Here is a 12,385-nt window from a genome sequence, read left to right on the forward strand (position 1 = left end):
TCCTTTTTACACCATCTCATACTTCCTATGACCTCAAACATGCGAATTGCGACCTTGCTGCCGCTTTTTGCGGCGGCCTGTCTTCTTATGCCTGTTGCGCTCCAGGCGCAAGCCCCCGAACCCACTATTCTGTTCCAGCCCGTCAAGGTGGACGCGCCGCCCCACGATCCGGCGAACGGATCGTACTGGTTCGGCCCGTTCTCGGAAACCGCGAGCGTCGTGGACATCGACAACGACGGGGATCTGGATATCGTGGCCGGCCGCAACTGGTACGAAGCTCCTCTCTGGATCAAGCATGAAAATTTCCGCAGCGGCGGGGATGTGAATGGTCCGGAAACCGAGAACAACTCCGAGTTCCCCATGGATGTGGACGGCGATGGCTGCACGGATATCGTGAGCTCGGGCTGGATGTTCATGAAGGGTGTCTACTGGTACAAGAATCCCTGCAACAAGATCGACACGTGGGCTTCGCACAAGGTGCACCAGGCGTTTAATATGGAGGGCGTCGAGGGACACCATGACATCGATGGCGACGGCGACAAGGATATTCTGGTGAACCACTGGGGGCTCTACGAGGATCAGGGCATGACGTGGCTGGAGAACATTGGTGAGCACCCGTATTTCATCGAGCATGTAGTAGGGTACGACGTGGATATGCACGGGAACGGCATGGACGACATTGACATGGACGGCGATCCAGACATTGCGACACCGCTGGGCTGGTATGAAAACCCGGGCGGCGAAGCGGCAAAGGGTATGTGGACCTACCACGACGATTGGAAATTCGAATCGCTCAAGGAGCGGATCGCCAGTGCGGCCTCCCACCCGATTCTGGTGCATGACGTGAACGAGGACGGCCTGAACGACGTCATTATCGGGTCTGCGCATGCGTACGGGCTTGCCTGGTATGAGCAGAAGATGGAGGACGGCGAACGGTCGTTCGAGGAACACTGGCTCGAAAGCGAGTATACCCAGTTTCACACGATGACGCTGGGCGATCTGAACGGCGATGGCAAGGACGATCTGGTGACGGGACGCCGGCTGATGGCGCACTACGGCAGGGACATCGGAGCGTTCGAGCCGCTTTTCGGTTTTTGGTATGATTTGAACGCAGGCGACCCGATACGGCACATTCTGTTCTACAATCACCTTCCCCGGTACGGATACGAGGCGAGCCTGAATCCGTCGCCGAATTATGCGTTCGGCATGGGCATGAATGTGCATGTGGTGGACATGAACGGCGACGGGCGCAACGATGTCGTGAATCCGAGCAAGGCGGGTCTGTATATCTTCTACAACGAAGGCGCTCCGCCTACGCCGGGCGATGCGTACCGCCTGCCCACGTACGACGAGTACGACACCTGGCGCGCCTGGGGCGAGTACGGCACGTTGTTCAACGGCAGGGACTTCAGTGGCTGGGTCATTCCGGAAGGCGACGGCGGGCACTGGAAAGTCGAGGACTTTATGATCAAGTACGACGCCCTCTCGGAAGCGGAAGTGAAGCACCTCTTCACGGAGGAGGAGTACTGCGATTACAACCTGCATGTGGAGTGGCGCTTCCCGGAGGCTTCGGGTATCTTCGACATGCCGAATATCCTCCCGGACGGCACGTACGAAACGGATGACGACGGGAATATCGTCACGAACCCCACGCCGAACTCGGATTCGGGTATTCTCCTGCGCGGATCGTATGACCAGGCGAATATCTGGAACTGGGGCGTGGGCTCCGGCGAGCTCTGGGGGGTGCGCACGAACGAGAACAACGCGCCGGAAGTACGCGCGGCGGCGGTTCCGTCCAAACGGATGGATCATCCGGTCGGGGAGTGGAACGAATTCGACATCCGGATGATCGGCGACCGGGTTACGGTGCGTCTGAACGGGGAAGAGGTCATTCATAATGCACTCGTTCCCGGTATTCCCGAGTGCGGTCCCATCGGACTCCAGCATCACGGGGGTATGATCGAGGAGACGGGCGAAATGGATCCGACCTCCAGCGTCATTGAGTTCCGCAACATCTGGATCGACCCGATCGACGACGAGCAGCGGGAAGACCTTGCTCGCATGGACTATCCGGAGGGATGGGAAATCCTGTTCGGCGGCCGCGAGGAGGACCTGGAGAACTGGGTTGCCGGAGAAGGCCATTCCTGGGTAGTCCGGGACGGCATGATCCTGCTCGACCGCGAGTTCGATAATTCCATGCCGAACGAACACTACCTCTGGGCGAAGGACACCTACGGGGATTTCGTGCTGGAAGTCGAGTTCAAGACGGTCGAGAATTCGAACAGCGGTATTTTTATCCGTACGGAAGACATTGCCGACCCGGTATTTACGGGAATCGAGGTGCAGGTGAACAATTCTTACGGCAGGCCGACGAGTCAGGGGAGCACGACCGGTACACTCTACGATCTGGTCAAGCCACACACCAATCCCGTGTATCCGCCGGGCGAATGGAACTGGCTGCGCGTTTTTGCCTTTGACAACCAGATCATTACCGAAGTGAACGGCGTGCGCGTGGCCCAGGCGGATCTGGACCAGTGGACCACGGCGCACATGAACCCGAGCGGCGCGAGGAACAAGTTCACGCGCGCCCTCCGGGACTTTGCGAGGGAAGGCCGTATCGGTTTGCAGGATCACGGCCGCCCGGTCTGGTACCGCCATGTGCGCATCATGCGCCTCGACGATGCTTCGTCGCTCAAGCGCGCGCTGAATCCGGCGTACCGGTAAGTCAGCTATTCACAATCCTGGTGGATACTATGAAAAACGAAGAACCGGTAGTGCGGGGGCACGTCCCCCGCTTGTCCGTAATCTTTTTCCTTACAGCCTTTCTTCTGGCGGGGCAAGCCCTTGTCGACACGCCGGCTGCCGCGCAGGATGAGGGCGAGGCACAGGACGAGGCCGTCGTGCAGGAGGCGGACGATCTTGCCGTCCTTGTGTTCAGCAAAACGGCAGGGTTCCGTCACCGATCCATTGAGGATGGCGCCCAAGCGCTTCGGGAAATCGGCGAGGGGAGCGGTTTCTCGGTCACGCACACGGAAGACAGTACGGTGTTCGCCTCGCCGGATCTGGCCGGCTACGGCGCGGTGGTGTTCCTGAACACCACGGGCGACGTGCTGAATGACGAGCAGCAGGCGGCCTTTGAGCAATACATTCAGGAAGGCGGCGGGTATGTCGGCATACATGCGGCGGCGGATACCGAATACGACTGGGCCTGGTACGGTGAGCTTGTAGGGGGCTATTTCGCCAGCCATCCGCATGTTCAGCCGGCCGATATTGTGGTGTCTGACCGGGAGTTTCCCGCCACGGCGCATCTGCCGGAGGTTTGGACGCGCACGGACGAATGGTACGATTACAGGGCGAACCCGCGCGGCAATGTTCACGTGCTGGCCGTGCTCGTCGAAGCAAGTTACGAGGGCGGCAGGATGGGCGACGACCACCCCATCGCATGGGCGCATGAATACGACGGCGGGCGCGCTATTTATACCGGCGGCGGGCATACCTCGGAAAGCTACGAGGAGCCGCTGTTCCGCGAGCACTTGCACCAGGCTATTCTGTGGGCGGCAGGCCGCGTGGACGGGGACGTCAGTCTGGATTGAATCCGGTATACCGGTACGTCTGAGTTTCCTGATCTGATTATAGACCATAATAGACCATATATGGTGAACGACGAACCAATACATCGGGGGCGCGGCCCCCATCTCTCTTTTGTTTTTCTTGTTTCCTGCTTGCTCGCGGCAGGACCGGTTCTTTTCGAAAAACCGGCCGCTGCACAGGATCAGGGTGACGCACAGGACGAGGCTGTGGCACAGGACACGGATGATCTGTCCGTCCTTGTTTTCAGCAAAACGGCGGGATTTCGTCACAGTTCTATCGAAGACGGCGCCCAGGCGCTCCGGGAGATCGGCGAGGAGCACGGGTTCTCGGTCACGCACACGGAAGACAGTACGGCGTTTGTGTGGCCGGATCTGGCCGCCTACGGCGCGGTGGTGTTCCTGAACACGACAGGCGATGTGCTGAATGACGAGCAGCAGGCGTCCTTCGAGCGGTACATCCAGGAAGGCGGCGGGTATGTCGGTGTGCACGCGGCGGCGGATACCGAATACGGTTGGGCCTGGTACGGCCAACTCGTGGGGGGGTATTTCGATAGCCACCCGCACATTCAGGAAGCCGATATTGCTGTGCTCGACCGGGCGTTTCCCGCTACGGCGCATCTGCCGGAGCGCTGGACGCGCACGGACGAATGGTACAATTACAAGGCGAACCCGCGCGGCAAGGTGCATGTGCTGGCCACCCTCGTCGAAAAAAGTTACGAGGGGGGCAACATGGGCGACGATCACCCGATCGCATGGGCGCATGAATACGACGGCGGTCGCGCTCTTTACACCGGCGGCGGGCATACCTCGGAAAGCTACGAGGAGCCGCTGTTCCGCGAGCACTTGCTCCAGGCCATTCTGTGGGCGGCTGGCCGCGTGGACGGGGATGTCGGCCCTACGCTGACGGGATCGTACGAGGAGGTCGTGCTCGACGACGACACCACCTATCCGATGCAACTGGAGGTAGCCCCCGACGGGCGTGTGTTCTGGATCGAACGGGATGGAGCGGTCAAGATATGGGACCCGTCCATCGAGTCGACGGTCATGGCGGGCTGGATTCCGACCTCCATGAAGATCGAGGACGGCTTGCTGGGCATTGCGCTCGACCCGAATTTCGAGGAAAACAACTGGGTCTATTTCTATTACATGCCGCTCAGTCAGGATCCGAATCGGCTGTCTCGCTTCACCATGCGGGGAAATCGGCTGGATATGGGCAGCGAAGTCATTGTGCTGGAGGTGTTCATGCAGCGCGACCTTTGCTGCCATAGCGCCGGAGAACTTCATTTCGACAAGGACGGCAACCTGTGGTTGTCCACGGGGGACAACACGGGAGGAACAGCTCCGCGCACCGATGAACGACCGGGCCGGGCGCTCTACGATGCGCAACGGACCACGGCCAATACGAACGACCTGCGCGGGAAAATCCTGCGCATTCGTCCGCAACCGGACGGCTCGTACACAATCCCTGAAGGCAACCTGTTCGAGGACGACGATCCGCTCACCCGGCCGGAGATTTACACGATGGGGCACCGGAATCCGTGGCGCTATACGGTAGACCCGGAAACAGGTTGGCTCTACTGGGGCGATGTGGGGCCGGGAAATCAGTATGTCGAAGACAAATTGCCGCAGGGAATGGAGGAATTCGGACAGGCGAAGATGCCTGGATTCTTTGGCTGGCCCTATTTTGTCGGGCCGAATGCACCGTACCGCGATCTGAATTTCGAGACGGAGGAATACGGTGACTGGTACGACCCGAAAGACCCGATCAACGATTCTCCGAACAACACGGGATTGCGCGAACTCCCTCCTGCACAACCGGCCTGGATATACTACAGCTATGGTCCGTCGGAGGAATTTCCCGAAATGGGCCTGGGAGGCATGTCCGCGGCCCCCGGATTCGTTTATCATTATGATCCGGAGATAGCGGGGCCCCATGCGCTTCCCGAATACTATGACGGCAAGGTGATCCTGTTTGAATGGGCGCGCAACTGGATTCAGGAAGTGCTCAACGACGAGCACGGAGACGCCATGGAGATCACGGCGTTTACTCCCGAAATTCCGTATACCCGCCCGGTCGATATTGCGCTGGGGCCGGATCAGACCCTGTATGTGCTGGAGTGGGGGCAGGAATTCTGGGGGCATAATCGCGACGGACAACTGGTCCGCATTGATTATTACGGAAATGAAAAACGTCCGCCGGAAGCCCTTGCGACCGCAGAACCCTTGTCTGGTCCGGCGCCGCTTGCCGTGGCCTTCGACGGGTCGGCTTCCGCATCCCGTAACGGGGGCGAACTGCATTTTTCCTGGGATTTCAACGGAGACGGCGTTGCGGATGCCGAAACGCCGACCGCCGAGCATATCTACGCTGAGCTCGGAACGTATACGGCTCGCCTCGCGGTGACGGACGCCGAAGGCATGGTTTCGGAAACGGACATAACGGTTACCGCCGGCAACACGGCGCCCGAAGTGTCCATCGCATGGCCGCCCTTCGGGGGGATTGTGCCCATGAATACGTCGGTGCCCTATGAAGTGCAGGTGCTTGACGCGGAGGAAGGCATGTTGGCCAGTCCGGGTGCGCGCGTTACCCTGCAACCCTTTCTTGGACATGACACCCATGAACGTCCGCTGCACATGCATCGCGGTAATACCGGCGCGTTCAACGTAGTGCCCGATCCTGGCAACGGGCCGTACATTATAGACCGGTACGTACGCCTGATAGCAAGCTACACGGACTGGGGTACGCCCGCGCTTACGTCGTCGGACGAGGTGATCCTGTACCCGAATGTGGTGCAGGCGGAAAACCGCTCAATGGGTGAAGGGGACAACTTGGTCATCACGGGCAATCGCCAGCGCCCCCAGTTCCCGGACGAAACCGAGGTGTATGTCGAACTGGGGCATGCGGAGTATGTGTCGTTTTCCACCGTGAATCTGCACGGCGTCGATGCGCTTACATTGTATCTTGTGCCTGAAGCGGATGGGGCGGTGCAGGTAAGACTGGACGCCGCCGACGGGCCGATTCTGGCGGAAACGGCTATTGCACCTCCCGAAGAATCTCCTATCGAGGAACGCGAGGGCGGACCGCCCATCATTCACTGGATGCCTTACACCCTTCCGATCGAAGCCCCGGAAGGAGCACATGATCTGTATATCGTGTTCGAGGGGCCCGAGCGAGGCACGGTAGCCCGGTTCGATCGGATCGAGTTCGAAGGGCCTGGCGCCACTACCCGTCCGGGAGCCGGGATATCCATATTGTATTGATGTGTGTGCATGTCTCACGATATCCTGATGCCTTATGCATCATTCGGTTTGACACAGGCTTGCCCCCCTGTACATTACACGATGTTCGTTCTTTTTCACAAATAGCCATCCCTGTACCATCCTCATGAAAACCTGGAAACTCGGCCATAGCGATGTGGAAGTGTCTGCACTGTCCTACGGGACGGACCTGATCGGCAGCCGCATCGACCGCGAAACATCCTTTACCTTGTTTGACCTGTTCTACGACCGGGGCGGCACATTTCTCGACACAGCCAATTTCTATTCAAGCTGGGTTGAAGGCTGCTCCGGAGGCGAGAGCGAAACGACCATCGGCCAATGGATGAAGGAGCGCGGTGTCCGCGACAAGATTCAGATCTCCTCCAAACTGGGATTCGATTATCCCGGAAGCGACGGCGGCCTCTCCGCCGACGAAATCGAACGGGAATGCGAGAAAAGCCTTGCCCGTCTCCAGACCGATTATATCGATGTCTACTATGCCCACCGGGACGACTTCGATACGCCCATGGAAGAAACCATGGAGGCATTCCACCGGCTGATTCAGAAGGGCAAGGTGCGCACGATCGGCGCGAGCAACGTGTGGCTCTGGCGCATTGCCGAGGCGGGCAAGCTGGCCGAGGAACGGGGCTGGACACCGTATCAGGCCGTGGAGCAGCGCTTTACCTATCTGCGTCCTCGTCATGGCGCCGATTTCGGTCCGCAAATCTTCGTGACCGAAGACATGAAGCGGTATTGCCGCCATCACGGGATTACGCTCATCGGGTATTCCGTGCTGTTGCAGGGGGCCTACACGCGGGATGACCGGCCTGTCCCCGCCCAGTTTGCCGGGCCGGAATCGGACGAGCGCCTTGCAGCGCTCCGGAGCGTCGCCGCGGAAGTAGACGCCACCCCGAACCAGGTGCTTATCGCCTGGATGCTCCGAAACGAAATTCTCCCGCTCTTCGGCGGCAGCCGGGTCGAGCAACTGGAGGAAAATCTGGGCGCCGTGGACGTGCAGTTGTCCGACGATCAGATGGATGTGCTGAACACGGCCGGCAATCCTGACGTCAAGAAAGCATGGTTGCGATAAGAATATGACTGGAGTAGCCGTAGCCGGCTCCGGATTCATCGGCCCCGTACATGTCGAGGCCCTCCGGCGACTGGAAAATGTTCATGTGACGGGCATTCTCGGGAGCAGCCCGGAACGCTCCGAGCAGGCCCGCCTCGCCATGGGCTTGCCGCGGGCCTATGCAAGCCTCGACGAAGTGCTTGCCGATCCGGAGGTGCAGTCTGTGCATCTTGCCTTGCCGAATGTGTTGCATTACGAATATTCCATGCGCGCGCTCGAAGCCGGCAAGCATGTGATGTGCGAGAAGCCGCTCGCCATGAATGCGGGGGAATCGGCGGCACTGGTAGAGGCCGCAAGCGCATCGGGGCTGGAGGCAGGCGTATGCTACAATCAGCGGTTCTATCCCATGAACCTGCAGGTCCGGAGCATGATCGCCGGCGGAGAACTGGGCGCACTGCACTCGGTGGTGGGCAGTTATGTGCAGGACTGGCTGTTGTACGATACGGACTACAACTGGCGCGTACTGTCCGACAAGGGCGGCCCGCTGCGCGCTGTATCCGACATCGGCACGCACTGGATCGATCTCGTGACATCCATGACGGGGCTGGAGGTCGAGGCGGTCCTGGCGGATCTGAAAATCGTGCATCCCGTACGCAAGCGGCCCACAGGCGAGGTCCAGACATTCAGCGGGACCTACGAAGGGGATACGGAAGCTATCCCAATCGACACGGAAGATTGCGGCAGCGTGCTTTTCCGTTTCAAGGGAGACGCGCGGGGCAGCCTGTGGGTTTCCCAGGTTACGGCGGGATACAAGAACTGTCTTCGGTACGAAATCTCCGGCGCAGAGCAGTCGGTTTTCTGGAGCAGCCAGTTCCCCAACGAACTCCAGGTGGGGCGCCGCAATGTGCCCAGCGAAGCGCTGGTCCGGGATCCGGCGCTGCTGCACGATCTTCCCGGACGCTTTACCAGCTACCCCGGCGGGCACAACGAAGGCTTCGCGGATACGTTCAAACACTGTTTCCGCGCGTTTTACGAGGCGGTGGAAAGCGGCGGTTCGGGCGAGCGGCTGTATCCTTCGTTCGAGGAGGGGCACAAGGAGATCGTGTTGTGCGACGCCATTCTCGAGAGTCACCGGGAGGCCCGCTGGATAACGATATGAAACTCGGGTTCGTAAGCGCCATTCTCGCGGAGCTTGACCTGCAGGGCGTTGTCGAGACGGCCGCAGAGGAGGGCTACGACTGCGTGGAGTTGCTTTGCTGGCCCCGGGGCAAGGCGGAGCGCCGCTACGCGGGCGTTACCCACATCGATGTGACGGACTTTTCCGAATCGGACGCCCGGCAGGTGCGCGCGGTGGTCGAAGATGCGGGGGTGGGAATCAGCGGGCTCGGGTATTATCCCAACCCGCTCGTGCCCGATCCGGACGAATCCGCCGTATACGTCGAACATATCCGGAATGTCGTGCGCGCCGCCGCGCTGCTCGGGGTAGACCTTGTAAACACCTTCGTGGGGCGCGATCCGGCCCGGTCGGTCGAGGACCAATGGCCGCGGTTTCTGGCCGTATGGAGGCCGCTCGTCGCGTTTGCGGAGGAGCACGGGGTGCGTATCGCCATCGAGAACTGCCCCATGCTTTTTACGCAGGACGAATGGCCGGGGGGCAAGAATCTTGCGTACAGTCCGGCTATCTGGCGCCGCATGTTCGAGGATATTCCCAGCGACCGGTTCGGGCTGAATTATGATCCGTCGCATATGATCTGGCAGCAGATGGACTACCTGCGCCCTTTGCGCACCTTCGCCGACCGTCTTTTTCATGTGCATGCCAAGGATGTGCGCCTCGACCGGGATCGGCTGGACGAGGTAGGCATTCTCGCTACGCCCCTTGAGTACCATACGCCCAAACTGCCCGGACTCGGCGATGTGGACTGGGGGTGTTTTTTCTCTGTGTTGACCGACACCGGATACGACGGCCCGGTTTGCGTGGAGGTGGAGGATCGCGCGTACGAACATTCGCTGGAGGCAAGAAAATTGTCCCTGCGTCAGAGTGCGGGGTACTTGCGGACCTTCGTGCCGGCGTGAAACCCGGTGTTTCTGCTGATCTTCGTACTGCACGAAACCCGGTGCTCCTGCTGACAGATTTTGTTTTATTGTTCTTTTCGTGTAGCCTGCATTGTCATAACGTCCCGTTTACACTGATCTGGCGACGTACTTGCCGTAGATGCTCTTTCCGGAGATTACGACCATGGCCCGCTTTGCTTTTGCCCCGATCCTCACTCTCGTTGTCCTCCTGCCGCTTTTCGCTCCGCATGCGCAGGGCCAGATACTGGTAGAACCCCCGCCTCTTCACGTACCGTATCTTGCGGACGCTCCCGCGATCGACGGGAACCTCGACGAATGGAAGGAGGCGGCCCATCATGACGGCGTGTGGGATATCTACCGCCTGCGCCATGCATCCTGGTACGACGGCGGCGCTCGCAACCGTCTGACGGATCAGGCGCCCGACGAACCTGCTCTGGAGGATGATTTGCGCGCCCGGTACTACATGGCGTGGGACGAAACGTATTTGTATTTCGGCGCCGAGGTGCATGACAATGTGAACGATGTGGACGATCCGGAGCCAGCGCCACACCGCTGGATGTTCAAGGATTCCATTTGCTGGTTCATGGAGGCGCCTCAGGACGATGCGCCGGAACGATTCGGGCGCGGCGACAATGCGTTTTGCTTCGTGGCGGATGCGTCCATGCCGGATTACGGGGCCTGGTGGCGTTACGGAACCCCGGAAGACACCTATCAGGAGGCGCAGATGCCGGACGACATGGTGGATTATGCATTGCAGTTCGATCCATGGGGAACCGGCGCCGGGGATTTCAAGCTCGAAGCCCGGGTGCGCATGGATGCGTTCTTTCCGGTCAGCGACCCGCGCTGGGTATCGCCGCCTGCCACGGGGGACGAGTACAGCCTCATGATCGTGCATTGCGATCCTGACGGCGGGGCGTACGGCGGGCATTTCATGGTGTACGGTGACGGGGACGACGATTCCACCTGGAGCCGAGTCATCCTGACGGGCCCGCAGGGGCCGATCGAGCGTCTGGCGGAGTAGGGCATGGAATCCACCTCGTACCGGGAATTTTCTGCCTGGCCCGGATGGGTTGAACTGGTCGTATGGGGGTGCCTCGGCGCCACCAGCCTTCCTTTTGTTTTCGGATTGGGCACGGACTCCGGAATAGGGAGCCGGGTCATCTCTATCGCGGCCATCCTGGGCATCGGCGTGGCCATCCGGTATATCTTCGGCGGCCTTACGGCCCTGGTCCAGGAAACGCGTCTGCTCATATACATGGGGTCGATTCCGCTGGTGAAGAGGTCGATTCCGTTCGCCGACATCGTTTCCATAGAAAGCGTGCGGTACCGCCCTATTGCCGAATTCGGGGGGTGGGGTATTCGTGGAATAGGTAAAAAGAAGGCCTGGACGGTCCGCGGCAACCAGGCCGTGGTTTTGACCCTCTCCAATGATCGTTTGCTGTATGTGGGCAGCGACAGTCCGGAGAAGCTGGAGGAGCATATTCGCCGCGCAATGACGGCGTCTTCGCTGCTCAGCGAATAAAAAAATTCCTCCGGAGGATTCTCTGTAACTATTGTCGGAGCCTTCCGTAGACGAGACTGTTCCAGCGCTCGAAACGGAGCGTGCTCATCCTGGGCGGGAACCATTTTTCTCACCTCTTCACCTGAGGATTGCCATGAATTCACGTTTCATAGCTGTAAGATTGAAAGCGCTTTTTCTCCTTGTTCCCATGCTGGTGGTCGGTTTCACCCCGATTGCCCCTGCGTGGTCCCAGAACGACCTTGTTCCTACGGACCCCAATGTTCTCAATCAGTTGGTTTCCAGGCAGATCATTGCATCTCTTCAGTCGTCGCATGCGCAGGTGCGCAGCCAGACACTGAAGAACGTGATCGTATACGCAACGCTTGATTTCGACCAGGTTGACCTGGCCGGGATGACGGCGGCGCTTGCCGAGGTGGCTGAAGAGGACGAATTGAAGTCGAACCGGCGCTTGGCCGTAGCGGCGCTGCGTTCCATCGATTCCTGGCGGGCCAAGCGGTACCTGTCGCATCTGGACGGCATGGGCGATACGGAGTACCGCTCGCTGGTCGCCAGTGTGCTCTCGGAGTATCACACGACGCAGACGAGCGGTTCGTTATAAGGGACTGTCTCCAGGCCACGACTTGCCGCAAAGGCGACGTGGCGCCGAGCGCTTCGAAGGGGCGGGCCGGATTCCGGCCCGCCCTTTTTTTGTATGGGGGTGGGAAAAATCCGATGAACAGGTTGGTGCGTTGCTGTGGCGACCGAACATCCGGGCATTTGAAAGATCTGCCGATTTGCACATGGTGTGGCGTTGATACATAGGAGAATGGATTCTAACTGTGAAGAGGTCACTATCCCGCGCCTCGTCCCCGCGCCCCGCGCCTCGTCCCCGCGCCC

The 12,385-nt window shown here is 59.8% G+C and carries 9 protein-coding genes; all 9 read left to right on the plus strand.

Annotated features, from left to right (window positions below):
* The first annotated feature begins 27 nt into the window (after positions 1-27).
* The 9 genes from F4Y00_10740 (at position 28) to F4Y00_10780 (ending at position 12,107) form a co-directional block, all read left to right on the plus strand.
* Positions 28-2,724 (plus strand): DUF1080 domain-containing protein, encoded by a 2,697-nt coding sequence (locus F4Y00_10740; GenBank protein ID MYE05432.1) that lies wholly within the window; start codon positions 28-30, stop codon positions 2,722-2,724.
* Positions 2,725-2,753: 29 nt separating this feature from the next.
* Entirely contained in the window at positions 2,754-3,593 is an 840-nt protein-coding gene (locus F4Y00_10745) for a ThuA domain-containing protein (GenBank protein MYE05433.1), read from the plus strand.
* Positions 3,594-3,653: 60 nt separating this feature from the next.
* A complete protein-coding gene (locus F4Y00_10750; protein ID MYE05434.1) occupies positions 3,654-6,848 on the plus strand; it encodes a PKD domain-containing protein in 3,195 nt (1,064 codons plus the stop codon).
* Between the two features lie 124 nt (positions 6,849-6,972).
* Entirely contained in the window at positions 6,973-7,935 is a 963-nt protein-coding gene (locus F4Y00_10755) for an aldo/keto reductase (GenBank protein ID MYE05435.1), read from the plus strand.
* Positions 7,936-7,939: 4 nt separating this feature from the next.
* Entirely contained in the window at positions 7,940-9,073 is a 1,134-nt protein-coding gene (locus tag F4Y00_10760; protein MYE05436.1) for a Gfo/Idh/MocA family oxidoreductase, read from the plus strand.
* Positions 9,070-9,987, plus strand: a complete 918-nt coding sequence (locus tag F4Y00_10765) for a sugar phosphate isomerase/epimerase (protein MYE05437.1) — start codon at positions 9,070-9,072, stop codon at positions 9,985-9,987. Before F4Y00_10760 ends, F4Y00_10765 begins: the two co-directional genes overlap by 4 nt.
* A 139-nt stretch (positions 9,988-10,126) precedes the next feature.
* On the plus strand, positions 10,127-11,008 hold the full coding sequence (locus F4Y00_10770; GenBank protein ID MYE05438.1) for a hypothetical protein: 882 nt from the start codon (positions 10,127-10,129) through the stop codon (positions 11,006-11,008).
* A gap of 3 nt (positions 11,009-11,011) precedes the next feature.
* On the plus strand, positions 11,012-11,509 hold the full coding sequence (locus tag F4Y00_10775) for a hypothetical protein (protein ID MYE05439.1): 498 nt from the start codon (positions 11,012-11,014) through the stop codon (positions 11,507-11,509).
* A 133-nt stretch (positions 11,510-11,642) separates the two neighbouring features.
* Positions 11,643-12,107, plus strand: a complete 465-nt coding sequence (locus F4Y00_10780; GenBank protein MYE05440.1) for a hypothetical protein — start codon at positions 11,643-11,645, stop codon at positions 12,105-12,107.
* Positions 12,108-12,385: the final 278 nt, after the last annotated feature.

Source organism: Bacteroidetes bacterium SB0662_bin_6 (assembly GCA_009839485.1).
Classification (GTDB): Bacteria; Bacteroidota; Rhodothermia; order Rhodothermales; family VXPQ01; genus VXPQ01.